Source organism: Pelomonas candidula, from assembly GCF_043555985.1.
Lineage (GTDB): Bacteria > Pseudomonadota > Gammaproteobacteria > Burkholderiales > Burkholderiaceae_C > Pelomonas > Pelomonas candidula.
In genome coordinates this window covers 175,012-201,702 of sequence record NZ_JBIGIC010000002.1, presented here as the reverse complement: position 1 = coordinate 201,702, position 26,691 = coordinate 175,012, and the positions used below count along the sequence as shown (strand labels likewise).

25 protein-coding genes are annotated in these 26,691 nt (G+C 70.1%); 14 read left to right on the top strand and 11 right to left on the bottom strand.

Annotated features, from left to right (window positions below; genetic code table 11):
• Window positions 1–19 precede the first annotated feature (19 nt).
• Genes ACG04R_RS04450 through ACG04R_RS04435 form a run of 4 tightly spaced genes read left to right on the top strand, consistent with a single transcriptional unit; the run spans window position 20 to window position 2,550 of the window.
• The gene (locus ACG04R_RS04450) at window positions 20–454 is read left to right on the top strand and encodes a Spy/CpxP family protein refolding chaperone (protein WP_394406678.1); all 435 of its coding nucleotides are present in this window, start codon (window positions 20–22) and stop codon (window positions 452–454) included.
• Window positions 451–747 (top strand): ATP-binding protein, encoded by a 297-nt coding sequence (locus ACG04R_RS04445; protein ID WP_394406676.1) that lies wholly within the window; start codon window positions 451–453, stop codon window positions 745–747. The genes ACG04R_RS04450 and ACG04R_RS04445 overlap by 4 nt, the downstream gene beginning before the upstream one ends.
• 7 nt (window positions 748–754) lie before the next feature.
• Window positions 755–1,468, top strand: coding sequence for a response regulator transcription factor (locus ACG04R_RS04440; RefSeq protein ID WP_394406674.1), 714 nt, complete (start codon window positions 755–757; stop codon window positions 1,466–1,468).
• Window positions 1,465–2,550, top strand: coding sequence for an ATP-binding protein (locus ACG04R_RS04435; protein WP_394406673.1), 1,086 nt, complete (start codon window positions 1,465–1,467; stop codon window positions 2,548–2,550). Before ACG04R_RS04440 ends, ACG04R_RS04435 begins: the two co-directional genes overlap by 4 nt.
• Window positions 2,551–2,553: 3 nt before the next feature.
• Here ACG04R_RS04435 and ACG04R_RS04430 read toward each other — a convergent pair whose 3' ends face one another.
• From ACG04R_RS04430 to ACG04R_RS04420, 3 genes are all read right to left on the bottom strand, one after another.
• Complete coding sequence (locus tag ACG04R_RS04430) at window positions 2,554–3,300, bottom strand: PEP-CTERM sorting domain-containing protein (RefSeq protein ID WP_394406671.1); 747 nt, start codon at window positions 3,298–3,300, stop codon at window positions 2,554–2,556.
• Between the two features lie 212 nt (window positions 3,301–3,512).
• Window positions 3,513–4,490, bottom strand: a complete 978-nt coding sequence (locus tag ACG04R_RS04425; protein WP_394406669.1) for a GMP reductase — start codon at window positions 4,488–4,490, stop codon at window positions 3,513–3,515.
• A gap of 221 nt (window positions 4,491–4,711) precedes the next feature.
• Window positions 4,712–6,019, bottom strand: coding sequence for a DUF3422 family protein (locus tag ACG04R_RS04420; protein ID WP_394406667.1), 1,308 nt, complete (start codon window positions 6,017–6,019; stop codon window positions 4,712–4,714).
• A gap of 142 nt (window positions 6,020–6,161) precedes the next feature.
• Between ACG04R_RS04420 and ACG04R_RS04415 the strand changes: the two genes are divergently transcribed.
• Window positions 6,162–7,295: a beta-ketoacyl-ACP synthase III gene (locus tag ACG04R_RS04415; protein WP_394406665.1), complete on the top strand. Its 1,134-nt coding sequence runs from the start codon at window positions 6,162–6,164 to the stop codon at window positions 7,293–7,295.
• Between the two features lie 3 nt (window positions 7,296–7,298).
• On the opposite strand, the gene ACG04R_RS04410 is transcribed toward ACG04R_RS04415, so the two are convergent.
• From ACG04R_RS04410 to ACG04R_RS04400, 3 genes are all read right to left on the bottom strand, one after another.
• Window positions 7,299–8,591, bottom strand: a complete 1,293-nt coding sequence (locus ACG04R_RS04410) for a carbohydrate porin (RefSeq protein ID WP_394406663.1) — start codon at window positions 8,589–8,591, stop codon at window positions 7,299–7,301.
• Window positions 8,588–9,997: a sensor histidine kinase gene (locus ACG04R_RS04405; RefSeq protein ID WP_394406661.1), complete on the bottom strand. Its 1,410-nt coding sequence runs from the start codon at window positions 9,995–9,997 to the stop codon at window positions 8,588–8,590. The genes ACG04R_RS04410 and ACG04R_RS04405 overlap by 4 nt, the downstream gene beginning before the upstream one ends.
• Before the next feature lie 73 nt (window positions 9,998–10,070).
• Complete coding sequence (locus ACG04R_RS04400; RefSeq protein WP_394406659.1) at window positions 10,071–10,736, bottom strand: response regulator transcription factor; 666 nt, start codon at window positions 10,734–10,736, stop codon at window positions 10,071–10,073.
• Between the two features lie 107 nt (window positions 10,737–10,843).
• Between ACG04R_RS04400 and ACG04R_RS04395 the strand changes: the two genes are divergently transcribed.
• The 3 genes from ACG04R_RS04395 to ACG04R_RS04385 are packed head-to-tail and all read left to right on the top strand — an operon-like array spanning window position 10,844 to window position 16,391.
• Entirely contained in the window at window positions 10,844–12,100 is a 1,257-nt protein-coding gene (locus tag ACG04R_RS04395; RefSeq protein WP_394406657.1) for a TolC family protein, read from the top strand.
• A complete protein-coding gene (locus tag ACG04R_RS04390; protein ID WP_394406655.1) occupies window positions 12,097–13,320 on the top strand; it encodes an efflux RND transporter periplasmic adaptor subunit in 1,224 nt (407 codons plus the stop codon). Before ACG04R_RS04395 ends, ACG04R_RS04390 begins: the two co-directional genes overlap by 4 nt.
• Window positions 13,317–16,391: an efflux RND transporter permease subunit gene (locus tag ACG04R_RS04385; protein WP_394406653.1), complete on the top strand. Its 3,075-nt coding sequence runs from the start codon at window positions 13,317–13,319 to the stop codon at window positions 16,389–16,391. The genes ACG04R_RS04390 and ACG04R_RS04385 overlap by 4 nt, the downstream gene beginning before the upstream one ends.
• On the opposite strand, the gene ACG04R_RS04380 is transcribed toward ACG04R_RS04385, so the two are convergent.
• The gene (locus ACG04R_RS04380) at window positions 16,371–17,069 is read right to left on the bottom strand and encodes a hypothetical protein (RefSeq protein WP_394406652.1); all 699 of its coding nucleotides are present in this window, start codon (window positions 17,067–17,069) and stop codon (window positions 16,371–16,373) included. The genes ACG04R_RS04385 and ACG04R_RS04380 overlap by 21 nt on opposite strands.
• 42 nt (window positions 17,070–17,111) lie before the next feature.
• Between ACG04R_RS04380 and sbcB the strand changes: the two genes are divergently transcribed.
• The 3 genes from sbcB (at window position 17,112) to ACG04R_RS04365 (ending at window position 19,948) form a co-directional block, all read left to right on the top strand.
• A complete protein-coding gene (gene sbcB, locus ACG04R_RS04375) occupies window positions 17,112–18,545 on the top strand; it encodes an exodeoxyribonuclease I (RefSeq protein WP_394406651.1) in 1,434 nt (477 codons plus the stop codon).
• Between the two features lie 84 nt (window positions 18,546–18,629).
• The gene (locus ACG04R_RS04370; protein ID WP_394406650.1) at window positions 18,630–19,562 is read left to right on the top strand and encodes a GGDEF domain-containing protein; all 933 of its coding nucleotides are present in this window, start codon (window positions 18,630–18,632) and stop codon (window positions 19,560–19,562) included.
• Window positions 19,563–19,675: 113 nt separating this feature from the next.
• A complete protein-coding gene (locus tag ACG04R_RS04365) occupies window positions 19,676–19,948 on the top strand; it encodes a flagellar basal body rod protein (RefSeq protein ID WP_394406649.1) in 273 nt (90 codons plus the stop codon).
• Between the two features lie 57 nt (window positions 19,949–20,005).
• Here the strand turns inward: ACG04R_RS04365 and ACG04R_RS04360 are convergent, their stop codons facing one another.
• A complete protein-coding gene (locus ACG04R_RS04360) occupies window positions 20,006–20,383 on the bottom strand; it encodes a ribbon-helix-helix domain-containing protein (RefSeq protein WP_394406648.1) in 378 nt (125 codons plus the stop codon).
• A 33-nt stretch (window positions 20,384–20,416) separates the two neighbouring features.
• Complete coding sequence (locus ACG04R_RS04355; RefSeq protein WP_394406647.1) at window positions 20,417–20,995, bottom strand: DJ-1/PfpI family protein; 579 nt, start codon at window positions 20,993–20,995, stop codon at window positions 20,417–20,419.
• Between the two features lie 150 nt (window positions 20,996–21,145).
• Between ACG04R_RS04355 and ACG04R_RS04350 the strand changes: the two genes are divergently transcribed.
• From ACG04R_RS04350 to ACG04R_RS04340, 3 genes are read left to right on the top strand one after another with little or no spacing between them, the layout of a single operon-like run.
• The gene (locus ACG04R_RS04350) at window positions 21,146–21,991 is read left to right on the top strand and encodes a hypothetical protein (RefSeq protein WP_394406646.1); all 846 of its coding nucleotides are present in this window, start codon (window positions 21,146–21,148) and stop codon (window positions 21,989–21,991) included.
• Window positions 21,992–22,040: 49 nt separating this feature from the next.
• Window positions 22,041–22,610 carry a sigma-70 family RNA polymerase sigma factor gene (locus tag ACG04R_RS04345; RefSeq protein WP_394406645.1) on the top strand — a complete coding sequence of 190 codons (570 nt, stop codon included), beginning with the start codon at window positions 22,041–22,043 and terminating at the stop codon, window positions 22,608–22,610.
• Window positions 22,603–23,694: an ankyrin repeat domain-containing protein gene (locus ACG04R_RS04340; protein ID WP_394406644.1), complete on the top strand. Its 1,092-nt coding sequence runs from the start codon at window positions 22,603–22,605 to the stop codon at window positions 23,692–23,694. The genes ACG04R_RS04345 and ACG04R_RS04340 overlap by 8 nt, the downstream gene beginning before the upstream one ends.
• Window positions 23,695–23,747: 53 nt before the next feature.
• Here the strand turns inward: ACG04R_RS04340 and ACG04R_RS04335 are convergent, their stop codons facing one another.
• Window positions 23,748–23,972, bottom strand: a complete 225-nt coding sequence (locus ACG04R_RS04335) for a hypothetical protein (protein ID WP_394406643.1) — start codon at window positions 23,970–23,972, stop codon at window positions 23,748–23,750.
• Window positions 23,973–24,063: 91 nt separating this feature from the next.
• Window positions 24,064–26,661, bottom strand: coding sequence for a bifunctional aconitate hydratase 2/2-methylisocitrate dehydratase (gene acnB / locus ACG04R_RS04330; RefSeq protein ID WP_394406642.1), 2,598 nt, complete (start codon window positions 26,659–26,661; stop codon window positions 24,064–24,066).
• Window positions 26,662–26,691 lie beyond the last annotated feature (30 nt).

Here is a 26,691-nt window from a genome sequence, read left to right as displayed (position 1 = left end):
AGCGCCCACGGAGCACCCCATGAACTTCTTTCGTCGCTGGCACGCCCATCACGAGTTTCACCACCACTTTGGCCACGGCCATCACGGCCGTGGCTTCGGCCGGCATGCTGATGGCTACGCCCAGCATCTCCTTGCCCGCGTCGGCGCCAAGCTGGACCTGGACGACGAGCAGCAACGCCGACTCGGCGTCTGGTTTGAGCAGCTCCAGCGCCAGCGCGAGGCGCTGAAGAGCGTCGCCCGCGGCCCGGAGCTGGCCAGCCTGATCGCCGGTGAGCAGTTCCCGCGCGAGTCGGCCCAGCAGATGCTGGACGCCCGGCTGGACGCGCTGCGCGCCGCCGGCCCCGGCCTTGTCGCGTCGTTCGCCGACTTCTTCGACTCGCTGGACGCCGAGCAGCGCCAGGTGCTGCGCTTCGTCATGCGCCGCTTCGGGCGCGGCCGCCGCGACGACGCATGATGGACGTGCACTGCGGCACACAGCCGCGCGGCCGCTTCATGCCGCACATTGACCGGAACCGCTGCGAGGGCAAGGGCGAGTGCCTGGCGGTCTGCCCGTTCAACGTCTTCAGCCTCGGCAAGTTGCCGCCCGAGGACCGCAAGGCCTTGAGCCTGTTCGGCAAGCTGCGCGGCATGGCTCATGGCTGGGAGCAGGCCTTCACGCCCAACGCGGATGCTTGCGAGGCCTGCGGGCATTGCGTGCGCGCCTGCCCGGAGCGTGCGATCACGCTGGTCCGCGTCATGCCGAAATAATCGCGACATGCACCGACTGCTGCTGATCGACGACGACGAGGCGCTGGCCGGCCCGTTGACCCAGTACCTGGCCCGCTTCGACCTGCAGCTGGACGCCGTCACGCGGCCCAGCGCAGCGCTGGCTCGGCTGGCCGTCGAGCGTTTCGACGCGCTCATCCTCGACGGCATGCTGCCCGAGATGGACGGCTTCGAGTTCTGCAGGCAGCTGCGCGCCGGCAACGACGCGTGGCGCGACATCCCGGTGCTGATGCTGACCGCTCGCGGCGACCTGACCGACCGCGTCGTCGGCCTGGAGCTGGGCGCCGACGACTACCTGCCCAAGCCCTTCGAGCCGCGGGAGCTGGCGGCGCGGCTGCAGACCATCCTGCGCCGCACGCGGCTCGCCCCGGTGGCTGCGCCCTCCACGGCCCAGCCGTCGGCGAGGCTCAACTTCGAGGGGCTGGAGATCGACACGGCGCGTCGCGAGGTGCGCTGCGCGACCGGCCTCGTCGAGCTGACCGGCACCGAATACGAACTGCTGCTGATGCTGGCCCGCGAGCCCGGCAGGGTGTTCTCGCGCGATGACATCCTGAACCGGCTGCGCGGCCAGGAGGCCGAGCTGTTCACGCGCGCCGTGGACATCCTCGTCAGCCGCCTGCGCCGAAAGCTGGAGCCGCTGGCGGCGCTGAAGACGCTGCGCAACGCGGGCTACTGCTTCGCCCTGCCGGAGCGCGCGGCTTGAGAAACCACCCCTACGACCACCGCTGGCGCGAGCGCTGGGACCGCAAGCAGAAGAAGCGCGAGCAGCGCCTGAAGCGCATGCGGCGCGATTGGAACTACCGCTGGCGCTTGCGGCACCGCTGGCACCAGCGCTGGCATCACCAGCAAAGGCGCTTCAAGCATTCGCTGGGTGCGCGGCTGATTGCCATCTTCGTCGTGCTGGCCTGCACGAGCAGCATCTTGCTGTGGGCGGCCATGCGCAGCCCCGACGTGCTGCTGTTGTGTGTGATCGGGCTGCTGGGGGTCATCGGGACAGCGTTCGGCCTGATCCGCCACATGGTGCGGCCGCTGCACGCGCTGGCGCTGGGGGCCGACGCCTTTCGCCGCGGCGAGTTCTCTCACCGCGTGCCGGTCATCCATGGCGACGAGATCGGCGACCTCGCCATGCGCTTCAACCAGATGGCCGCCGACATCCAGGCCATGCTGGACGGCAAGCGTGCATTGCTGCTGGCCATCAGCCACGAGCTGCGCAGTCCGCTGACGCGGGCGCGGCTGCATGCCGAGCTGGTGGGCGAGGGCGAATCGCGTGATGCGCTGCTGCTGGAGCTGGCGCAGATGCGCGACCTCATCACCGCGCTGCTGGAGAGCGAGCGGCTGGGCGGCGGGCACAGCGCGTTGCAGCTGTCCGACTGCGACCTCGCTGAACTCGCTCGCGAGCAGGCGCAGCCGGGCGTCGAGCTGCACATCGAACCCGACCTGCAGCCGCTGCGGCTCGATCGCCTGCGTGTGCAGCTGTGCCTGCGCAACCTCGTGCAGAACGCGCTGCGTCACAACGACGCGACGCGTGGCGCCGTGCAGCTCAGCCTGGCCCGCGATGGCAGCGGCGTGCGCCTGACGGTGCGCGACTTCGGGCCTGGCGTGCCGCCCGACGCCTTGCAGCAGCTGGGCCAGCCCTTCTACCGGCCCGATGCAGCCCGGACCCGCCACGACGGTGGTGTCGGGCTCGGCCTGTGCCTGTGCCGATTGGTGGCCGAAGCGCACGGCAGCCGGCTCGACATGCGCAATGCCGAGCCGGGTTTCGAGGTCTCGCTGACCTTGCGCTGAGATTCAGCGCGAAGCGCGGCGGCGGCGAGCCACCACGCCGATGGACGCCAGGCCCGCCAGCAGCAAGGCCGCACTCTGCGGTTCCGGCACGGCGCTCACCGTGCTCGTCACCTGGACTTGGGCGCCGGAGAACAGCAGGCCGTTCAAGGACGTGCCGCCGAGATTGGCGAGGGTTGCCTGCAGCCGCGTTGGTGCCACTGTGGGCTGGCCGCCGGAGCTGAAGGTCGCGCCCGAGTAACCGACCGTGGCGTAGTCCTGGGTTTCGAGCTCGATGTAGGCGTTGCTCCACGCACTTTCGCCCGCCGCTGCGGTGCCGGTGGCCGACGGCGCGTCCGCGGTGATGACCAGCAAGGTGTTGGCGGTCAGCGTGAAGGTCGCGAACTGGCCGGCGCTTGCGCTGCTCGACGAACCGGCGCCCGTGGCGTGGGCAGAGACGGAAGCCGACCATCCCGGCATGGCGAACAAGTCGCCCGAGGTGCTTTGAGCCGTCGCCCCATGGGTGCCGGAGGGGTCGGTCAGCGGGCCAAGGCTGGCGCCGAGCAAGCCGTTCGCGGCCAGATTGTTGGCGAACAGCGTGGTGGACCCGTTCTCGAATGTCACCGCGGCCGTGATTCCGTCCAGCGGGTCCAGGTCGATGACGCGGATGTGGACATTGGTGAGGGACGCGCTGGCGTCTGCCGCGTAGACGGTGTTGCCAGCCAGCAGGCCGATGGCCAACGCGGTGAGGGTGCGGCCGAAAGCGATTTTCACGAGGAACTCCCTGGGGTGTGAGGCTGGCGGCAGGCCAGACCTTCTGCGGGGTGCGAGTGTGTCAAGCTTTTGTGTTCCGGCCGCCGGCCTCACCCCGAATCGCGCGGGCGATGAAACGCCTGATTCGTTTGCGGCGAAGCGATGGACAGCGCGAGTTGCCGGCCCGCCAGAGATGCAGGCCGTGTTTCGTGCTCCATGCCCGCCCGCGGCCGTCACATGAACAGGTGCTCCCCCGCGTTCTCGCCGCCCAGGATCACGTAGTTCACCTTCTTCAGGTCGGCCAGCTGCGTGCCGCCCGCGTACGAAATCGAGCTCTGCAGGTCCTCCTGCATCTCGCGCAGCGTGTCGCCGAACCGGCCCTTGACCGGCTCCAGGATGCGCTTGCCCTCGACGTGGCGGTACTCGCCCTTGTTGAAGTCCGAGGCCGAGCCGTAGTACTCCTTGTAGCGCCGGCCGTCGACCTCGACCGTCGTGCCGGGCGATTCCTCGTGTCCGGCGAACAGCGAGCCGATCATGACCATGGAGGCGCCGAAGCGCACGCTCTTGGCGATGTCGCCGTGGTGGCGGATGCCGCCGTCGGCCACGATGGGCTTGGTGGCCACGCGCGAGCACCACTTCAGCGCCGACAGCTGCCAGCCGCCCGTGCCGAAGCCGGTCTTCAGCCGCGTGATGCAGACCTTGCCCGGGCCCACGCCGACCTTGGTGGCGTCTGCGCCCCAGTTCTCCAGGTCGATGACGCCCTCGGGCGTGCCGACGTTGCCGGCAATGACGAAGGCGTCGGGCAGCTTGTGCTTGATGTGGCCGATCATGCGCTGCACGCTCTCGGCATGGCCGTGGGCGATGTCGATGGTCAGGTAGTCGGCGCCGATGCCTTCGGCCGCGAGCTGGTCGACCAACTGGTAGTCGGCCGGCTTCACGCCGACGCTCAGGCTGACCAGCAAACCCTTGTCGCGCATGGACTTGGCGTAGGCCAGGCTGTCCAGGTCGAAGCGGTGCATCACGTAGAAGTAGCCCTCGCGGGCCAGCAGCTCGGTGATGGGCTCGTCGACGACGGTCTTCATGTTGGCCGGCACGACGGGCAGGCGGAATCGGTGCGGGCCGAACTGCACGGAGGTGTCGCAGTCGGAGCGGCTCTCCACGCGGCACTTGCGCGGCAGTAGCAGGATGTTGTCGTAGTCGAAGATTTCCATGTCAGTGGTGTTCACAGTTACGGCGCGCGTTAGGCAGTGCGCGACCTGGGCTGCGAGCGCTTGACTTGCTTCGGCATGAGGGCTGGCGCCCTCGACGGCCGGGGAGGCCGTCGCGTCGCAGGCTAACTTCGCTGGCGAAGTTAAGGCGCGACGCGCCGGGCCGAAGACAAAATTTGGGCCCGGTGATTGATTCTACGCGGCCCGTGCCGTCGCCGGTGCGCTCAGTGGCTGAAGAACTTGCGGTGGATGCGCCGCGTCGTCTGCCAGACGGCCAACAGCACGAGCGGGATGGCTGCGCCGATCGCCAGCTCCGGGCTGACCGGCAGCCAGCCCTCATGGTGCATCGCTTTGAAGCCGTAGGCCAGCAGGCTGACGACGTAGTAGGTGATGGCCGCGAGCGACAGGCCTTCCACGGTGGCCTGCATGCGCAGCTGGGTGCGCTGGCCTTCGCCGAGCTGGGCCAGCAACTGCTGGTTCTGCGCCTCGGTGGCGATGTCGACCCGCGTGCGCAGCAGCGCGCTGGCGCGCGTGATGCGTCGTGACAGGTTGGCCAGCCGCTGCTCCGTGGCGCCGACGGTGGCGATGGCCGGTGACAACCGGCGCTGCATGAACTCGCCCAGCGTCTGCGTGCCCGCCACCTTGCCCTCGTGCAACTCGTTCAGCCGCGTCTGGACGATGGCGTGGTAAGCCTGGGTTGCGCCGAAGCGGTACTGGTGCTCCGCGGTCGCGTGCTCGACGCGTGCGGCGGTCGAGATCAGGTCGTCCAGCAGTTCCTCCTCCGACGTGCCGCGCTGCTCCAGCCGCGCGGTGATGGCGGCCAGCGTCGCCTCCACCTCGGCCAGCGTCGCGCCCAGTGCCTTGGCCGCGGGCAGGCCGCGCAAGGCCATCAGCCGGTAGGTCTCCAGCTCCAGCAGACGCTGACAGATGCGGCCGGCGCGGGTCTCGGGCGTGCCGGGCTCGGCCAGCACGACGATGTGCTCGAAGCCGCTGGCGCGCAGCCGGAAGTCGGTCACCACCAGCGAATGCCCGCCCATCGTCGACGCGACCACGGCATGCGCGCCGAACCAGGCCTGGGCTTCGGCCAGCGCGCTGGGCGCGAAGGTCAGCAGCCGCTCGAGCATGACCAGCTTGATCGCCGCGAAGGTGCGCCCCGGGATGCGGGCCAGCCAGTCGCCTGGTACACGCGGCGCCAGGGAGTCCAGTGTCTGCGCGCTGGCCTCGGCGTCGGCCGGCAGTGCCTGCACGACCGAGTAGCGCGTGAACTCGGCGTGGCGCTCCCACTTCATCGAGAACTCGCCGCAGCGCAGGCGCAGGAAGTTGGCGTTCAGCGCGTCTTCGGGCAGATCCTGCTGGCCGGGCAGGCGGCGCAGGTGGGCGTGCTCGTCGGCACGGCTGACACCGTCGTTCAGCACCGCGATGTGGACGATGACGGCTGGCAGGCGGATGCGCGCCGGCGGTCGGGCGTGCACCTCGTTGTGCAGCGTCAGACGCAGCGCGTCGTCGGGAGGGAGCAGGCAGTCGTCGTTCATGGAACCCAGGCTAGTGCGTGGACCTGTTGATACTGCGGCAACGGGTCGCGTCGCCGCAGTATCAACAGGTCCCCGGTCGTCAAACTGGCTCGATAAAATTTCAGGCTTCGTACTTCAACAGGCGGCGGCTTCCGTCTTCAATATGCAAGCTTCATTCCCGCCCGTGGTCATCAGCGGCACCGGCCTGTACCAGCCCCCGCATGTCATCACCAACGCCGAGCTCGTCGAGGCCTTCAACGCCTACGCCGACCAGCAGAACGCGCTGCACGCCGACGCCATCGCGGCCGGCGAACGTTCCGCGTTGACACACTCCAGTGTCGAGTTCATCGAGAAGGCGTCGGGCATCAAGCAGCGCTACGTCATCGAGAAAGACGGCGTGCTGGACCCGGCGCGCATGTACCCGCGCTTCACGCCGCGCGGCGATGGCGAGCTGTCGCTGATGGCGGAGATCGCTGCCGACGCGGCTCGCAAGGCGCTGGCCCAGGCCGGCAAGACGGGCGCGGACATCGACGCCGTGCTGTGTTCGAGTGCCAACATGCAGCGCGCCTACCCGGCGATGGCTGTCGAGATCCAGCAGGCGCTCGGCGCGGGCGGCTACGGCTTCGACATGAACGTCGCCTGCTCGTCGGCCACGTTCGCGCTGGAGCAGGCCTTCAACGCGGTGCGCTCGGGCGCCTCGAAGTGCGTGCTCGTCGTGAACCCCGAGATCACGTCGGCCCACCTGGAATGGCGCGATCGCGACTGCCACTTCATCTTCGGCGACGTCTGCACGGCACTCATCGTCGAGCGCGCCGACACGGCGACCGGCCCGGACCAGTGGGAGATCCTCGGCACCCAACTCGCCACGCAGTTCAGCAGCAACATCCGCAACAACTTCGGCTTCATGAACCGCGCCGAGGACCGCGACCCGAACGCGCGCGACCTGACCTTCTACCAGGAGGGCCGCAAGGTCTTCAAGGAAGTGGTGCCCATGGCGGCCGCCCACATCGAGACCCACCTCGGCAAGCTGGGGCTGGAGCCCACGCAGGTCCGCCGCTACTGGCTGCACCAGGCCAACCAGGGCATGAACCAGCTCGTCATCAAGAAGCTCGTCGGCGCCGACGCCGGCAGCGAGATCGCGCCGTTGATCCTGGACGAGTACGCCAACACGGCGTCGGCTGGCTCCATCATCGCCTTCCACCACCACCGGGCTGATCTGAAGGCCGGCGACGCCGGCGTCATCTGCTCGTTCGGCGCCGGTTACTCGATCGGCAGCGTGGTCGTGAAGAAGCGCTGAACCTCAGAACTCGGCGTGCAGCCGCGCGCCGAGCACGGTGACCGGGCCGCGTTCGGCGTTGTAGGCCGGGTGCTGCAGCCGCTGCAGGTCCAGCGCAGCGGTCACGCCCGGCGCCAGCCGCATCGCGTAGTAAGCCTCGGCGATCTGCTCGCTGGCGTAGCGGTTCAGCCGGCCGTCGCCGATCAGTATGCCCAGGCCGCCGGCCGCGAAGTAGCGCTGTGCCGGGGCCGACAGCGAGTTCACCGCCAGCGCCACGCCCAGCGTGTGCCCGGGCTGCGCCCAGGCCGCGCCGTTCACCGACAGCCCCAGGCTCAGCGAGCGGTTGATGTCCGTGAAGTCGAAGGCCTCGGTGCGGCCGTCGTTGCGGCTGTAGCGCGCGAAGGCACCGACGTGCTCGGCCAGTTCCTGCTCGGCATTGATGCTCCAGCCCTGCTTGCCTGTCATGCGCCGCACGTTGCCGGTGTCGACGGGCATGCCGGCGGCCACCGCGTCGTCGTAGCGGCCCATGCGGGCGCGCGACGAGAACACCAGCACCCTGAGCTTGCCCGGCCGGCCGCCGAGCTGGTGTCGGTGTTCCGCCTCGGCCACCCACTGGTGCTGCGCGAAGCTGCTGTCCAGCCTCGTGCTGTTGGGCTCGCGTGACAGCGCGAACAGGCCCAGCCGGCCGCTCCAGTCGCCCTGGTTCCACTCGGCCGCCGCACCCTGGCTGTAGCCCCAGGAATCGGCCGCGTAGTCGAAGGCGCCGGCGTCGATGACCGCCCAGTTCAGGAAGTCGGCCCGCGGGTCGTGGGCGTAGGCGTTGGTGTCGAACACGTCGACGACCGAAAACTTGCCGACGGTGAGCGTCACGTTGTCGGCCGGTCGCGTGCCAGCCAGCTGGTTGGCGGCCGAGGGCTGGGCCTCGCCGGCCGCCTCGCCCAGCGCGAAGACCTGGCGCAGGAAGGCCCGCTGCAGCTTGCCGTAGGCCGAGTGATGGCCGACCTTGTAGGCCTCCCCGCTCGGGAATCCGGCCGCGCCCAGCGTGTCGCTGAGGCCGAAGCCGCGGTCGAACTCGGGGTTCAGGTAGAGCTCGCCGCCGGGCCACAGCTTCACGCCGATGTAGGCGGTGGCGTCCATCGTCGTCTTCGTGCCCTCGGAGGCTTTCAGGCTGTTGCTGCCCTCGTAGGGCGAGGTGAAGCTGCCATGGCGCTGCGCCACGACGGTGAACTGGCCGTGCAGGTTCCAGCGCTCGTCGTCTTCGGCGTGAGCGGTGAGGGCGAGCAGCAGCGGGGCGGACAGGAGGAGGCGTCGGATCATGGGGGCGGGAGTGTCCCAGATGCCAGTGACCGGAATGCGACGCTGGCGCACAGGCCACGTCCGTCGGGGCCGCTGTCCAGCTGCAGCTCGGCGTGCATCAGCGCCGCATAGCGTTGCACGATGGCCAGTCCGAGGCCGGCGCCCAGGCCCAGACGCGCGCCGTCGCTGCCCTGGCGCCAGCGGGCCTTCAGGGACTCGCGCTGGGCCGGGCCGATGCCCGGGCCGGCGTCGATGACGCTGAGACGCGTCCAGGCCGGGCCGCGCTGCAGTTCGAGCCGGATCGGTGCCGGCCCGCGGCCGTAGCGCAGCGCGTTGTCGAGCAGGTTGGCCAGCAGGCCTTCGACGAGGGCCGTGTCGGCCGACACCCAGGCGGGTTCATCCAGGCCGCTGGCCTCCAGTTCGGCGCCGGCCTTGTCGGCGCGCGGCAGCAGGTGGAGCAGTTGGTCGCGGGCCAGCGCGGCGAGGTCCAGGGCTTTCAGCGTGATGGCCGCGCCAGCCTCGTCGGCCAGTGCCAGTGCCAGCAGTTGATCGACCAGTCGGCTGGCGCGTTGCTGGCTCTGCAGCACCGACTGCAGCTGCTCGCGCCACTGCGCAGGGTCTCGCTGGGCGAGGCCGTATTCGGCCAGCGCGCGGATGCCGGCCAGCGGCGTGCGCAGCTCGTGCGCTACGTTGCCGGCAAACTCCCGTTGCGCGGCCACGCCCTGGGCCACGCGGCCGAGCAAGGCGTCGATGGCGGTGGCCAGGCCGTGCACGTCGCGCGAGGTGGCGTCGGCCAGCGCCTCGCGCGGCAGCGGCGACAGGTCGGCCGCGTCGCGCGACTCCACCACCTCCTGCAGCCTCGACAGGGGCTGCATGTCGCGGCGGACGATGCGGCGCACCCACAGCGTCAGCCCGAGCAGCAGCACGACCTGGGGCGCGGCCGAGAACAGCACCAGCTGCCGCAGCAGCGCGCTGCGGCTGGTTGTCGTCAGCGCGACGATGATCTGTACAGGCGCCGGCTGGCTGCGCTGCAGCACGATGGCGCGCAGGTTCTGGCCCTGATAGAGCAGGTCGGTGTAGTGCCATTCGCTATCGCTGCCGATGGGGCCGGCGCGCAGCCCCGCGTGGCCGGCCACCAGCCGGCCCCGGGCGTCGAGCACGGCGAAGTAGACCTGCTCGCTCTGGTCGTAGAGCACGGTGTGGATGTCCTCCGCGCTCATGTTCAGCGCCAGCCGGTCGCCCTGCAGCACGAGGTGGGCGGCGAGCAGATGCGCATCGTCGAGCATGGCGCGGTCGAAGGCGCGTTGCGTGAAGTACGAGGCGATGCCCAGCGCCAGCGCGGTGCCCAGGCCCCAGGTCAGCAGCAGGGGCAGCGTGACATGGCGCAGCAGCCGGGTGCGCAGCGACGTTCGCGGCGCCGTGCTCATCGGTGCACCCCTTGCGCTTCGCGCTGTCCAGCCGGGCGGGAGCGAGCGGCCTTGGGGCGGCCGGGCGACGCGCTCAAGCCTCGGCCTCGATCAGGTAGCCCAGGCCGCGCAGCGTGCGGATGCCCGCGCCGCTGCCCTGCAGCTTCTTGCGCAGCCGCGAGATGAAGGCCTCCAGCGCGTTGGCGGCCAGCAGATCGTCGAAGCCGGACAGCTTGTCGGCCAGCGCCGCCTTGCTGACGACGCGGCCGGGCGGCGTCAGCAGTTCGCACAGCACGGCGAACTCGCGCGCCGGCAACTGCAGTGGCTCGGCATCGAGGTACAGGCGCTGGGTGCGGCGATCCAGGCTGAGGCGGCCGATGCTGACGCGGTCGTCCAGGTCCAGCCGCCGCCGCACCAGCGCGCGCAGCCGCGCCTCCACCTCGGCCAGATCGAAAGGCTTGCCGAGATAGTCATCGGCGCCGGCGTCCAGTCCGGCAATGCGCTCCTCCGTGCGGTTGCGCGCCGTCAGGATCAGCACCGGCGTGCGGTCGCCGCGGCCGCGTGCGTCGCGCAGCAGCTGCAGGCCGCTGCCGTCGGGCAGGGTCAGGTCCAGCAGCACGGCGTCGAAGCCCTGCACGCGCCACAGCCAGCGGGCCTGTTCGGCCGTGGCGGCGTGGTCTACCTGATGGCCCTGGTCGGTCAGGCTGCGGCTGACGACGCTGGCCAGCGTGGCGTCGTCCTCGACGAGAAGAATGCGCATGAAGCGAAGGTATCGCACGAGGCTGTCGCCACGGTGTCGGCTGGTCAGGTTCCGGTCAGGCCGGGCGGGCGACAACCGGGGTCATGAGAAAGCACCTTCTTTCCTGCATGACCCTGCTGCTGGGGCTGCTCCTGACGCTGCGGCTGACGCATGCGCGTGCCGACACGGTGCCGCTGGGGCTGGCCGAGCTGCTGCGGGCCGCCGGCAGCAACTTCGACGTGGCGGTGGCCCGGTCCGGCCTGGATGCCGCGCGTGCCGACGTGCTGGCGGCCGACCACGCGCCGCTGCCGCAGCTGACGCTGAAGTCCAGCCAGATGGACCTGCAGCATGGCCTGGGCGGCGGCAATCTGTTCACCGACAAGCGCATCGACAAGTCGCTGGGCGTGGACTGGACCTGGGAGCGCGGCAACAAGCGCGCGCTGCGCACCGCCGCCGCACAGGCCGCCGCGCAGGCCGCCTCGGGGGACCTGGCCGACGTGCGCCGCCAGCAGCTCGGCCTGGCGCTGAGCGCCGGCGTGGACCTGGCCGCCGCGCAGCAGCGTGTCGACGAGGTGGGCCAGCTCAAGCGCAGCGCCGACGAGTTGCTGGCCGCGATGCGCACGCGCCACCGCGCGGGCGACATCTCGGCGCAGGACCTCGCCCGCGCCGAGATCGAGACCTCGCGTGCCGGCATCGACCTGGCAGGAGCCGAGGCTGACCGGCGCCGCGCCAGCCTCGCGCTGGCCCGTCTGGTGGGCCGCGGGCAGGACGACCTGGCCGTCGACGTCACGGTCTGGCCATCCGCCAAGGCCGCCGAGCCGCTGGACGAGGCGCAGCGCGCTGCCGCCGTGGCCCGCCGCGCCGATGTGCAGGCCGCCGAGGCCCGCGTGCAGGCCGCGCAGGCGACGCTCGACGGCGCGGTGGCCGGGCGCCAATCGGACCTGACCTGGGGTGTGTCTGTGGATCATTTCCCCGGCACCTCGAACAAGCTCGTCGAGTTGCGACTGCAGATGCCGCTGCAGATCGGCTACACGCAGCAGGGCGAGATCGGCCGCGCCCGCGCGCAGCTGCAGCAGGCCCAGGACCTGGCCGCCCGCGCGCGGCTGATGGCCGAGGCCGACCTCAACCAGGCTTGGCTGGACCTGCAGGCCAGCGGTGCGACGCTGGCTGTGCACCAGACCGAACTGATCCCCAAGGTCCGCCAGGTGCTGGCCCAGGCCGAGCTGGCCTACCAGAAGGGCGCGCTGCCGCTGACCGACCTCATCGACGCGCGCCGCAGCCTGCGAGCCGCCGTGCTGGACGCGCTGGCTGCGCGTGCCGACCACGCCCGCGCCGCTGGCGCCTGGGCGCTGCTGACCGACCCCGATTCCGCGAACCTGCCATGAACGCTTTCACCTCCCCGATGACCCGGGTCCTGCTGGCCGCCGCCATGGCGGCTATGACCGCCGGGCTGGCCGCCTGCAACGGCGAATCCACCGCCGCTCCCGCACCGGCCGAGGCCGTGCTGCAGGGCCAGCAGCTGATCTTCCCGGCCGGCCATCCGCAGCTGCGCCTGCTCCGCCTGGAGGCCGCCCGCCCGGGTGCCGCGGTGGATGTGCCACTGAGCGCCAAGCTGGTCTGGAACGAGGACCGTACGCAGCGCGTGTACCCGGCGTTTGCTGGCCGCGTGGACCGCATCGCCACGGACATCGGTCGCTCGGTCAAGCCCGGCCAGGTGCTGGCCGAGCTGGCGTCGCCCGACTTCGGCGCGGCCCAGGCGGACGCCGCGCGCGCCGAGGCCGACCACGCGCTGGCCGCCAAGCAGCTGGCGCGTCAGCGCGAGCTGCTGGCGGCGGGCATCGTCGCGCAGCGCGACTTCGAGCAGGCCCAGGCCGACGCGGCGCGCGCCGAGGCCGAACTGGCCCGGGCGCGGGCCCGCGTGCGCATGTACGGTGGTGCCGTCGGGCCAAACATGGGCGTGAACCAGCAGCTGTCCCTTCGCGCCGGCATCGCCGGCACGGTGGTGGAGCGCAACCTCAACCCCGGCCAGGAACTGCGCCCCGACCAGAGTGGCCCCGGCGTGCCGGCGCTGTTCGTCATCAGCGATCCCTCCACGCTGTGGGTGCAGATCGATGCGCGCGAGTCCGAGGTCGGCACGCTGCAGCCCGGCAGCGCCTTCGAGCTGGAGCTGGCGGCCTACCCGGGCCGTCGCTTCGAGGGCCGCGTGACGGCGCTGGCCGACGCCATCGACCCGTCGACGCGGACGATCAAGGTGCGCGGCACCGTGGCCAACGCCGACCGGCTGCTGAAGGCCGAGATGCTGGCCACGGCCCATGTGCAGCGCAGTGCGGGCGAGGGCGTCGTCGTGCCTGCCAGCGCGGTGCTGTTGCGCGGCGAGAAGCACTGGGTGTTCGTGTCGCCCAAGCCCGGCGTGTTCGAGCCACGCGAGGTGCAGACGGGCGCCACGGGCGCGCAGCAGGTGGTGCTGCGGCGCGGCCTGGAGGCGGGTGAGCAGATCGTCGTCGAGAACGCGCTGCTGCTGGACCGCCAACTGGCGGCGGCGCAGCTGAGCGCGCAGCCGGCGTCGGCGCCCGCGGCCGTCCCGGTCAAGGCGGGCCAGCCATGAGGCGCCTCGTCTCGCTGGCCCTGGGCCAGCCGGTGCTGGTCGTGCTGGCGGTGCTGCTGTTCGTCGGCGCCGGTGTGGTGGCCTTCCTGAACCTCTCGGTCGAGGCCTTCCCGGACGTGACCGACACCCAGGTCACTGTCATCGCGCTGCACCCCGGCCACGCGGCCGAGGAGGTGGAGAAGCAGGTCACGCTGCCCATCGAGGTGGCGCTGTCGGGCCTGCCGAACTCGTTGCGCGTGTTCTCGCACACGCAGTTCGGGCTGTCCTACACCGTCATCACCTACGACGACGCGGCGACCGTTCAGTCCGTGCGCCAAGAGGTGGCGGAGCGGCTGCGCGGCATCGACCTGCCGCCCGGCGTGACGGCCGACATCGCGCCCAACGCGACGCCGGTGGGCGAGATCCTGCGCTACCGCCTGAAGGGCGACGGCAAGGACACGACGGAGCTGCGCTCCATCGAGGACTGGGTCGTCGAGCGCGGCCTGCGCCAGGTACCGGGCGTGGCCGACGTGGTGGCCATGGGCGGCTACATCAAGCAGTACGAGGTGCAGCCCGATCTCGACAAGCTGCGCGCCTACGGCCTGACCTTCCAGAACCTGCTGGACGCGCTGGGCCGCGGCAATGCCAATGCGGGCGGCAGCTATGTCGCCCAGGGCGCGCAGCAGTACGCCATCCGCGGCATCGGCCTGCTGCGCTCGGCCGAGGACATCGGCCAGATCGTCGTCACGGCGCGCAACGGCACGCCGCTGCTGATCCGCGACATCGCACGCGTCGAGGTCGGCGCCGTGCCGCGCCTGGGCGTGGTGGGGCAGGACGGCGACGACGATGTCGTGACCGGCATCGTCGTCATGCGCAAGGGCGAGAACGCGAGCGTCGTGCTCAGGGGCGTGAAGGACAAGATCGCCGAGCTGAACGCGCGCGGCCTGCCGCCGGGCGTGCAGATCGTGCCGTTCTACGACCGCACCTGGCTGATGGGCAAGACGCTGTCCACCGTGTTCCGCAACCTCGTCGAGGGCGCGCTGCTGGTGTCGCTGGTGCTGTACCTGTTCCTGTCCAACCTGCGCGCCAGCCTGGCCGTGGTGGCCGTCATCCCGCTGGCGCTGCTGGCCACATTCCTGGGGCTGAAGATCCTCGGCGTGCCGGCCAACCTGCTGAGCCTGGGCGCGATGGACTTCGGCATCATCGTGGACGGCGCGGTCATCGTGGTCGAGAACATCATGCATCGCCTCGCCGAGCGCGGTGAAGGGCTGGACACGAAGAAGCGCCTGGGCCTGATTGCCAGCGCCACCGACGAGGTGGGCCGGCCGACGCTGTTCTCGATGCTCATCATCATCGCGGCCCACATTCCGATCTTCGCGCTGCAGCGCCACGAGGGCCGCATCTTCCAGCCGATGGCGCTGTCGGTCAGCATGGCGCTGCTGGGCTCGCTGGTGTTCTCGCTGACGCTGGTGCCGTTGCTGGCCTTCTGGATGCTGCGCCGGCGCCTGCCGCACGGCGACAACCGCCTCGTGCGCGGCGCCAAGGGGTTCTACGCCCCGGTGCTGGACTGGGCGCTGGCCCGGCCGCGCGCCGTCATGGTCATCGCGGGCCTGGCCTTCGTGCTGGCGCTGGGCGCGGCCTCGCGGCTGGGCTCGGAGTTCCTGCCGGAGCTGGACGAGGGCACGATTTGGGTGAACCTGCGGCTGCCGTCCAGCGTGTCGACGCAGGAGGCGACGCGCGTGCTGCGCCAGGTGCGGCAGGCGCTGCATACGGTGCCCGAAGTCAACACGGTGGTCTCCAAGACCGGCCAGCCCGAGGACGGCACCGACCCCAAGACCATCAGCATGGCCGAGATCTTCGTGGACCTGAAGCCGTCCGAGCAGTGGCGTGCCGGCAAGACCAAGGCCGACCTGATCGCCGAGATGGACGCGGCCGTGTCCGCCGTGCCGGGCATGGACCCGTCGTTCTCGCAGCCCATCCGCGACAACGTGCTGGAGTCCATCTCGCAGATCGACGGCCAGATCGTCATCAAGGCCTCGGGCGACGACCTGCAGGAGCTGAACCGGCTGATGCAGGCCATCCAGCGCGAGGTGAAGCAGGTGGAGGGCGTCTACCGGGCCGAGATCGACCGCGAGGGCGAGCTGCCGCAGCTGGTGGTGGACATCGACCGTGCCCGCGCCGCACGGCTGGGCCTGAACGTGGGCGACGTGCAGGACGTCATCGAGGCCGCGCTGGCCGGCAAGGCCGCCACCTACCTGTGGGAGGGCGAGCGCAAGTTCGCCGTCGCGGTGCGCCTGCCCGAGGCCAAGCGAGCCATCGCCGAGCTGCCGCGCACGCTGATCTCGGTGCCGGGCGGCGGCACGGTGCCGATGTCCGAGGTGACGACCATCCGCGAGACCACCGGCGCAATGAACATCGCCCGCGAGGGTGGCCGGCGCACGATGGCGGTGGGCATCTTCATCAAGGGCCGTGACATGGGCTCGGTCGTGGCCGACATGAAGACGCGCATCGCCCAGGCCGTGCCGCTGCCGGCGGGCTACGAGTTGCACTGGTCGGGCGAGTTCGAGAACCAGGAACGCGCGATGAAGCGCCTGGCCGTCGTCGTGCCGATCTCGCTGCTGCTGATCTTCGTGCTGCTGTTCAACGCGTTCAACGACTTCCGCATGGCGACGCTGATCCTGCTGAACGTGCCGCTCGCGCTGGTGGGCGGGTTCGTCGCGCTGTGGACGCTGGACATCCCGCTGTCGGTGTCGGCGGCCATCGGCTTCATCGCGCTGTCGGGGCAGGCGGTGCTGAACGGCGTCGTCATGCTCAGCGTCTTCCAGCAACTGCGCCACGCCGGCGCCAGCGTGCGTGCGGCAGCGCGGGAAGGCTCGATGCAGCGCCTGCGCACGGTGCTGATGACGGCGCTGCTGGCGGCGCTGGGCCTGCTGCCGATGGCGCTGTCGCACGAGATCGGCGCCGAGACGCAGCGGCCGCTGGCCATCGTCGTCATCGGCGGCCTGGTGACGGCGACGCTGCTGACGCTGGTGGTGCTGCCGACGCTGTACGTGCTCTGGTTCGGCCGCGGCTCAGAACCGCAGGCCGACTGACAGCCGGTCGGCGTCCAACCCCGAGAAGTTCTGCTTGGGGTCGTGCGCCAGCCGCAGGAACCAGGCCGGCCAGTCCAGCGTCGCGCTCCAACCCCAGGCACGCACGTCGCCGTCGTCGCCCAGGCCGGTCTTGTGCATCAGGTCCAGCGTCAGCCGCAGGTCATCGGCCAGCGGCCAGCGGCCGAAGAAGTGCAGGTCGCGCTGGTGGGTGTGCAGTCGGTCGTCGGCGATCAGCGTGACGGACAGCGTGCGCCCGCCGTCGCCATGCCAGCCGGCGCCGACGGTGATGGCGTCGTTCGGGTCCCAGTTGAGGTTGTAGTAGGGCTTGAGGTTGGTGCGCCCCCAGCCCACCAGGCCGAACCAGGTGCTGCCCCACTGCAGGTTGACGCTGCCGCCCAGGAAACCGCGCGAGGCGGCCTGCAGCGAGGGCTGCAGCGCGAGGTTCTCGGCCAGGTCGAACGAGGTGTCGAAGCCGGTACGGGTCTGGCTGCCAAACGCGCGGTCGCGGTAGACGCCCAGCCAGACGTTGGTGTCGCCGGCGCGGCGGCGCACGTTGAGGTCCTGGCCGTTGTAGCCGGCGCTGTAGTGGTACTGGCCGGCGGTCAGCTTGTATTCGGGGGCGTCGTCGGCCTGGGCGGCGGTGGCCAGACAGGCCAGTCCGAGGAGGTAGGGCTTCATGCGGCGCAGGATAGCCAGCGCACCTTGCGGTATGGTGTCCGGATGAGTGATCTGAGCTTCTTCTGGCACGACTACGAGACCTTCGGCCGCGTGCCGCGCCGGGACCGTCCGGCCCAGTTCGCCGGCCTGCGCACCGATGCCGAACTCAACGAGATCGGCGAGCCGCTGATGCTGTATTGCCAGCCGGCCCCCGACTACCTGCCCGACCCCGAGTCCTGCCTGCTGACGGGCATCCTGCCGCAGCACTGCCTGCAGCAGGGCGTGCCGGAGCACGAGTTCGCCTCGGCCATCGAGACCGTGCTGGCGCTGCCCGGCACCGTGGGCGTTGGCTACAACTCCATCCGCTTCGACGACGAGGTGACCCGCCATCTGTTCTGGCGCAATCTCATCGACCCCTACGCCCGCGAGTGGCAGAACGGCTGCGGCCGCTGGGACCTGCTGGACATCGTGCGCTGCGCCTACGCGCTGCGGCCCGATGGCCTGGAGTGGCCCAAGCACGAGGATGGGCGCCCCAGCTTCAAGCTGGAGCACCTGACCGTCGCCAACGGCGTGTCCCACGAGGCGGCGCACGATGCGTTGTCCGACGTGCGCGCCACCGTCGCGCTGGCGCGCAAGCTGCGCCAGGCCCAGCCCAAGCTGTGGGACTTCTGCGTCAAGCTGCGTACCAAGCAAGCGGTGTGGGACGAGATCGGCGTGGGCAAGCCTTTCCTGCACGTCTCCGGCATGTACGGCCCGGAGCGCGGCTGCATCGCGATGGTGTGGCCACTGGCGCCGCACCCGACTAACAAGAACGAGCTGATCGTCTGGGATTGCTCGGTCTCGCCCGAGGAGCTGCTGACGCTGAACGCGGAGGCTATTCGCACGCGCATGTTCACGAAGCAGGGCGCGCTGCCAGAAGGCGTCACGCGCTTGCCGATCAAGACCATCCACGTCAACAAGAGCCCCATCGTCATCGGCAACCTGAAGACGCTGAGCCCCGCGATGGCCGAGCGCTGGGGGCACGATGTCGAGGCGCAGCTCGCCAACGCGAAGCTGCTGGCCGAGAAGGGCCGGCTGCTGGACGGGCTGTGGCTGGACGTCTTCCAGCGCGAGCCCTTCGCGCCGGCCGACGTCGACGAGGACCTCTACGGCGGCTTCATCGGCAACGAGGACCGCCGCGCGCTGAACCGCGTGCGCACGACCACGCCCGAGCAGCTCGCCGAGCGAGCCGCCCAGGGCAAGCTGGCCTTCCAGGACGGGCGGCTTGACGAGCTGGTGTTCCGCTGGCGCGCGCGCAACTTCCCGCAGAGCCTGTCGGCCGAGGAGGCCGAGCGCTGGCAGGGGCATCTGGCGGCGCGGCTGCATGAAGGCGAGGGCGGGGCGCAGACGCTGGCGGCCTTCATGGAACGCATCGACCAGCTGGGCGAGACGGTGGACGAGCGTGGCGAGGCGATCCTGTCGGCGCTGTACGACTACGCGGAACAGATCGCGCCGTAGGCGGTTTTCCCGTGATCTGCCGCATGGTCGAAAGCGGCCAGTCCTGCGATAGTCGGGACTAGAACGAAGATCCTGGAGACCCCCATGAGCAGCGCCCCCCCCGCCCCGACCGACGACATCACCGCAGCCCGGTTGCGGGCGTTGCTGGTGCGTGCACCGACCGCCATGGCCTTTGTTTCCGGCCAGCGCTTCGAGGTTGTCAGCGAGGAGTTCAACCACCTGTTCGGCTACGGCGACGACACCGACCTGGCCGGCCAGGGCACCCGTGGCGTCCACACCACCGACCTTGCCCACACGGCGTTGCAGGAGCGCACCGCCGCCGCTTTCGCGGCCGGCCGGCCGCTCGACGAAGAGATCGAGTACGTGAAGCGCGACGGTCACCGCTTCTGGGGCCGACTGCAGGCCACCCCGGTGCACTGGGACGCGCCGGCTGGCGAGGCGCTGTGGATCGTCGAGGACGTGACCACCGCACGTGCGCAGCGGCTGCAGCCGACCTGGACGGCCAAACACGACGCCGTCACCGAGCTGGCCAACCGTCGCGAGTTCGAGCGCCGCCTGGCCGAGCATGTGGGCAGCCGCCGCAACGAGCCGGTGTCCGTGCTGTGGCTGGACGTGGACCGCTTCGGCGATGTCGTCAAGGACATGGGCACCGAGGTGGGCGACCATTTCCTGTACGGCCTGGGGCAGATGCTGATCGGCAAGGTGCGCGCATCCGATCTCGTCGCGCGGCTCGAGGAAGACCATTTCGCCATCCTGCTGCCGGACTGCGACCAGCACTACGCGCAGATCATTGCCGAGAAGATCCGCGCCGCCGTGGCCGCCTATCGGCTGCGCTGGGGCCTGCACCGCACGCGCGTGAAGGCGTCGCTGGGCGTCGTGCAGATCCACGCCACGCTTGGCACCGTGGACGCCGTGCTGGGCGCCGGCGCGCTGGCCTGCACCGAGGCCAAGGCAGCCGGCGGCGACAGCGTCCGCGTGTTCGTCTCGGCGGGCGGCTACGAGGAACTGGCGGGCTGATTTCACGGTCGGCGGCATGGTGATCCCCGGGAATGCGGGGTTTTTCGCCATTTGTTCTAAAGTTCGGGTGAGCGTTGCCGATGTACGGATCAGCGCTGCCAAACTGAATACCGATGAACGTCCCGCTGTCCACCGCCCTGTCCGGCATCTCGTCCGCGAACGAGCGGCTGCGCGCGTCGGCGGCCAACATCGCGAACCTGGCGGCGAGCAACCAGAACCGTCCCAGCGTCGAGCCGACCAACGTCGACAAGACGCCTGAGCGCGAGATCAACCCGGCCAACGAGGTCGTGGAGCAGCAGTCGGCGGCCTATGCCTTCGTCGCAAACCTGAAGGTGCTGCAGACGCAGCTGAACACGACCGGCGCGCTGCTGGACATCAAGGCCTGATCCCTCCTCACCGAAAGCGCAAAGCGGCCTGAGGGTCGCTTTTTCGTTTCAGCGAGCTCAGGGCCTCTCGAGTCGCACCGGCGGCCGGGCCCAGCTGCCCGGCAAGTCGCGCAGCACGGCGCGCGCGTCCAGCGAGCGGATGGGTACCGCCAGGTCGGTGGGGATGCGCTGGTGCGCCAGCAGCGCCATGTAGCGCAGCGCCGACACACGCAGGAAGGACGCGAAGTTGCCGACCGCGCCGCGCGCCTGCACCAGTTCATCGTGCAGCTTTTCGATGAGCTGCACGACGCTCATGCCGTCACGCGCTGCGATCTCCTCCAGCACCTCCCAGTGCAGGTTTTCCAGCCGGATGCTGGTGATCACGCCGTGCAGACGCACCGAGCGTGTGCGCGACTCGTAGGACTCGGGGTTGGCGCTGACGAAGACCTCGCACATGGTTCACCTCCTGGCCGCATTCTGCGACAGGCGTCAGTGGCTGATGCGCGTGCCCAGCACGGCCAGGAACTGCGCGATCCAGGCTGGGTGGGCGGGCCAGGCGGGGGCCGTGACGAGGTTGCCGTCGGTGACCGCCTGGTCCACCGGGATGCTGGCGTAGCTCGCACCCGCCAGTTCCACCTCGGCCGCGCAGGCCGGGTAGGCCGAGACCTTCCGGCCGCGGATGACGCCGGCCGCCGCCAGCAGCTGCGCACCGTGGCAGATCGCGGCAATCGGCTTGCCGGCCTTGGCGAAGTGCTGCACCAGCGGCAGCACGCCGGCCACGGTGCGCAGGTATTCGGGCGCGCGGCCACCGGGGATGACGATGCCGTCGTAGTCGGCGGGCTGCACGGCGTCGAAGCTGGCGTTCAGCGTGAAGCGGTGGCCCGGCTTCTCGGAGTAGGTCTGAGCGCCCTCGAAGTCGTGGATGGCGGTCAGCACGAAGTCGCCGGCCTGCTTGCCGGGGCAGACGGCATCGACCTGATGCCCGACGGCCAGCAAGGCCTGGAAGGGCACCATGATTTCGTAGTCTTCGACGTAGTCGCCCGCCAGCAGCAACAGCTTCTTGCCCATGCTTGTCTCCTTGTGAGTGGAGGCTCGATTCTGGGAAGGGCACGGGGAGGGTGGGTAACAGCCGGTTGTTCGTGGGGGGGCTGGCGTTTCACCCCGTTTTGCGCGCGGCTGCGTACAAGCAGACGTCCCTACTTCTGCGAAGGACTCGCCATGAGTTCACCGCGCCTTCCACGTCGCCGCACCGCGTTGCTTCAGCTTGCGGCGTTCGCCAGCCTGGCCGCCGTGCACGCGGGCTGCGCCGCGTCGCCGCAGCGGGCCCTGCTGGACATGCAGCTGATCGACCGCGACAGCGGTGCCGTCATCAGCCAGTACGCCAGCCGCGGGCACCGTTTCAGCCCCGGCCTGCCAGGCTCGCGTTACGCCGTGCGGCTCAGCAACAACAGCCGTGAGCGTTTGCTGGTGGTGTTGTCGGTGGATGGCGTCAACGCGATCACCGGCGACACGGCGAACTGGGCTCAGTCCGGCTATGTGCTGAGCCCCGGCGAGAGCAGCGACATCACCGGCTGGCGCAAGAGCGACGAGCGCATCGCGGCGTTCGAGTTCACGTCGCTGGGGGATTCCTATGCCGCACGCACCGGGCGGCCGGCCAACGTGGGCGTGATCGGCGCGGCCGTGTTTCGTGAGACGCCGCCTGCGGTTTACGAGAGCCGGGTGGCGCCGCCCGTCGCGGACCTGCCTGCCGCGCCTGGCCCTTCGAGCCGCCTGAACGGCGCGACGGCCGACGCGGCTCAGGCCGTGCGTGAAAGTGCTGGGCCCGCCGAGGCCGAGCGCTCGGCCCGCGCCAAGCTGGGCACGGGGCATGGCGCCTCGGAGTGGTCGCCCATCCAGCACACCACGTTCCAGCGTCGCACGAGCCAGCCCGAGCAGGTGTTGGAGATCCAGTACGACAGCCAGGCCAACCTGATTGCCGCCGGCATCATGCCGCGGCCCCTGGCCGGCTTGCCGAGTGCCTTTCCCGGCGGCCGCTATGTGCCAGACCCGCCGGCGCGCTGGTGAGGGGCGCTGCGTGCTTGATCTGATCGGGCCGGCGTAGCATCCGCGCCGCATGGCCGTCAGCGAACCGAACGATGAAGACCTTATCGCCAGCTATCTACGTGGCGACATGGGTGCGTTCGACCGCCTCTACCGCCGCCACGACCGCAAGACCTTCGCCTTCGTGCGGCAGATGCTGCACCCGACGGACCGTGCGACGGTGGAAGACCTGCACCAGGAAGGCTGGCTCGCCGTGGCGGCCAAGGCCGCCAGCTTCGCGCCGGGCAAGGCGAGGTTCTCGACCTGGCTCTACACCGTGATGCGCAACCAGGTGCTGGACCATCTGCGGGCGCGCCAGTCGCGGCCGGTGGGGGACGACGACGCCGATCCGGACGGCCTGGCCTCGTGCGTGGCCGCGCCCGAGCAGGCACTGGCCGAGAAGCGTCTCGTGCTGGCGGTGGAGCGCGAACTGCTGGCCTTGTCGGTCGAGCAGCGCGAGGCCTTCCTGCTCTTCACCGTGGTCGAACTGAGCCTGGCCGAGATTGCCGACGTGACGCAGGCCCACCCCGAAACCGCCAAGACACGGCTGCGCTATGCGCGCGAGTCATTGCGGCACCGATTGAGCGAGTGGCGCGATGGCTGAGTTCGACCCCACCCGCCCGCACGACGCGACCGAGGCCGCGTACCGCGACGCCTTGCTCGCCGACGAGGCAGGTCGCAAGCAGCGCCGCGCACGCTTGATGGCGGCCTTGCCGCGGCCCGAGGTTGCTGCACCCGTGCCGGTGGCCCCGGGCCAGTTGGCCTGGCGTTGGTCGCCTTACGCGCTGAGCTTGCTCGCGATGGGGCTGCTGCTGGCGGTCGTGCTGGCCTTGAAGGGGCCGCCGCACGAGTCGAAGCCGGACGCTGGCCCGCGCCTGGCGGCCAGCCCGGCCGCTTCGACCGCAGCCGTCGTGGCCGAGGCGGACCGGGGGGCGGAAGCTGCGCCCGCCAGGACGCCACCGCCTGTTGCAGGCAAGGCCGTGCCGCCGAGGATGCGCGCCCGGGAGCCCTTGGTGGTGGCTGCTGCGCCGTCGCCCGTTGCCGACAAGGCCGTGCCACCGAAGCTGCGCGCCATGGAGCCTGTGGTGGTGGCGGACGCTTCACCGCCTTCGCCTTCTCCAGCACGCGAAAGCGAAGCGGCCCCGGTGGCGATTCCGCCGCCCGCGGCGGTCATCGCGGCTGCGCCCCCGCCGCCAGCACCGGCACCGGCACCTGCCAAACCGACACCTCCGGCTGCGCCGGTGGCGGCAGCTTTGCCTGCCCCCCCGGTGCTGGCTGGGGCGATCCCGCCGTCGGCCTCCAACGACGCCGACGTGCTGGCGCGCGTCGAGGTCAGTGGCGTGCGTGCGAAGGCGTCGTCAGTGGTCAGCAGCTTGGCGGCTTCAGGCGCTGGCGAGCTTCGGGCTGTCAGAGTGCCTTCGGCCGCCGACGCCGCGCTGCTGAAGGCCGTCCTGCAGCCGGACCCGGAGGCGGTGCGGGCAGCCTTGCGGGCGGGAGCGTCGGTCCACCAGCGGGACGCGCTGGGCCGCACGATGCTGATGCTCGCAGCGCGCGCCGGTGCACGGGAAGTGGTGGACGTGCTGCTCGCTTCGGGCGCTCGGCTGACGGATCGTGATGCGCAGGGATGGACGGCCGCCGACCATGCGCGGGACCGTGGCCACGACGAGTTGGCCGAGCGCCTGCGCTGACCCGTTCAACAGCCGCCCGTCGGCCGCGTCACCATCGAGATTCGCGAGTCGCGTCAGGCCTCCAGCCGGAAGCTGGCGACGGCGCGGGTCAGCTGTTCGGCCTGCAGGCGCAGGCTCTCGGCTGTCGCCGTGCTTTCCTCGGCCAGCGAGGCGTTGCGCTGGGTCATGTCGTCGAGCTGGCCCATGGACTGGTGGATCGCGACGATGCCGCGGTCCTGCTCGCGGGAGCTCAGGCTGATCTGCCCGGCCATGGCCGACACGCGGACGATCTCGCCCATCACGGCGCCGGTGCTGCGTGCCAGTTCGATGCTGTCCTGCGCGCCAAAAAAGAGGCCCGCCAGGGGCGGGCCGTCGTGACGCGGGCAGCCGTCAGCAGGTGGCGGCAGCCGACTTGGCGGTCTCCGCATACTCCTCGATCTGGTCGAAGTTCAGGTACTTGTAGACGCTGGCGGTGTCCTTGTTGATGATGCCCATCGCCTCGTGGTACTCCTGCACCGTCGGGATCTTGCCCAGCTTGGACGCGATGGCGGCCAGCTCGGCCGAGGCCAGGAACACATTGGTGTTCTTGCCCAGGCGGTTGGGGAAGTTGCGGGTGGAGGTGGACACGACGGTCGCACCTTCACGCACCTGCGCCTGGTTGCCCATGCACAGACTGCAACCCGGCATTTCGGTGCGCGCACCGGCGGTGCCGAAGGCGGCGTAATGGCCTTCCTTGATCAGCTCGCTCTGGTCCATCTTGGTCGGCGGGGCGACCCACAGCTTGACCGGGATGTCGCGCTGGCCGCCCAGCAGCTTGGCCGCGGCGCGGAAGTGGCCGATGTTGGTCATGCACGAGCCGATGAAGGCCTCGTCGATCTTGGTGCCGGCCACGTCGGACAGCGTCTTGGCGTCGTCCGGATCGTTGGGGCAGCAGAGGATGGGCTCCTTGATGTCGGCCAGATCGATCTCGATGACGGCCGCGTACTCGGCGTCCTTGTCGGCTTCCAGCAGCTCGGGCTTGGCGAGCCAGGCTTCGACCTTCTCGATGCGGCGTTGCAGCGTCTTCGCGTCGGCGTAGCCGTCGGCGATCATGTTCTTCATCAGCACGACGTTGCTGGTGAGGTATTCCTTGATCGGCTCGGGGTTGAGCTTGATCGTGCAGCCGGCGGCCGAGCGCTCGGCGGAGGCGTCGCTCAGCTCGAAGGCCTGTTCGACCTTCAGGTCAGGCAAGCCTTCGATCTCGAGGATGCGGCCCGAGAACACGTTCTTCTTGCCGGCCTTGGCAACAGTCAACAGGCCTGCCTTGATGGCGTACAGCGGAATGGCGTGCACGAGGTCGCGCAGCGTCACGCCGGGCTGCATTTCGCCCTTGAAGCGGACGAGCACGGACTCGGGCATGTCCAGCGGCATCACGCCGGTGGCGGCGCCGAAGGCGACCAGGCCGGAGCCGGCCGGGAAGGAGATGCCGATGGGGAAGCGGGTGTGCGAGTCGCCGCCGGTGCCGACCGTGTCGGGCAGCAGCAGGCGGTTCAGCCAGCTGTGGATGACGCCGTCACCCGGGCGCAGGGCCACGCCGCCGCGGTTGCTGATGAAGGCGGGCAGCTCGCGGTGGGTCTTCACGTCCACGGGCTTCGGATAGGCCGCCGTGTGGCAGAAGGACTGCATGACCAGGTCGGCCGAGAAGCCCAGGCAGGCCAGGTCCTTCAGCTCGTCGCGGGTCATCGGGCCGGTCGTGTCCTGCGAGCCGACGGTGGTCATCTTGGGCTCGCAGTAGGTGCCCGGGCGCACGCCATGGCCTTCCGGCAGGCCGACGGCGCGGCCCACCATCTTCTGGGCCAGCGTGAAGCCGGCCTTGGACTCGGCCGGTGCCTGCGGCAGGCGGAACTGCGTGGAGGCGGGCAGGCCCAGGAACTCACGTGCCTTGGCGGTCAGCGAGCGGCCGATGATGAGGTTGATGCGACCGCCGGCGCGCACTTCGTCGAACAGCACGTCGCTCTTAAGCTTGAACTCGGCGACGGTCTTGCCGTTCTTCACCAGCTTGCCGTCGTAGGGCAGCACGTCGATGACGTCGCCCATCTCCAGCTTGGACACGTCGACTTCGATCGGCAGCGAGCCGGAGTCTTCCTGCGTGTTGAAGAAGATGGGGGCGATCTTGCCGCCCAGCGTCACGCCGCCGAAGCGCTTGTTCGGCACGAAGGGGATGTCCTGGCCCGTGGCCCAGATGACGCTGTTGGTGGCGGATTTGCGCGAGGAGCCGGTGCCGACGACATCGCCGACATAGGCCACCAGATGACCCTTCTTCTTCAGGTCCTCGATGAACTGCATCGGGCCGCGCTTGCCGTCTTCCTCGGGCTTGAAGGCCGCGTCGGAGCGCGTGTTCTTCAGCATCGCCAGGTAGTGCAGCGGGATGTCCGGACGGCTCCACGCGTCGGGAGCGGGCGACAGGTCGTCGGTGTTGGTCTCGCCAGGCACCTTGAAGACGGTGACCGTGATCTTCTTCTCGACCTCGGGGCGGCTCGTGAACCACTCAGCGTCGGCCCAGCTCTGCATCACGGCCTTGGCGTGTGCGTTGCCGGCCTTGGCCTTGGTGGCGACGTCGTTGAAGTAGTCGAACATCAGCAGCGTCTTCTTCAGCGCGGCGGCGGCCACGCTGGCGACTTCGGCGTCATCCAGCAGCTCGATCAGCGGATGCACGTTGTAGCCGCCCACCATGGTGCCCAGCAGCTCGGTGGCCTTGGCCTTGGAGATCAGGCCGACCTGGATGTCGCCGTGTGCGACGGCGGCCAGGAAGCTGGCCTTGACCTTGGCGGCGTCGTCCACGCCCGGGGGCACGCGGTGGGTCAGCAGGTCCAGCAGGAAGGCGTCCTCACCGGCCGGCGGGTTCTTGATCAGCTCGATCAGCTCGGCCACCTGCTTGGCGTCGAGGGGCAGGGGCGGGATGCCGAGGGCAGCGCGTTCGGCGGCGTGTTGGCGGTAGGCGGTGAGCATGGGGGACTCCTGAGACGGGGGGACGAAAGA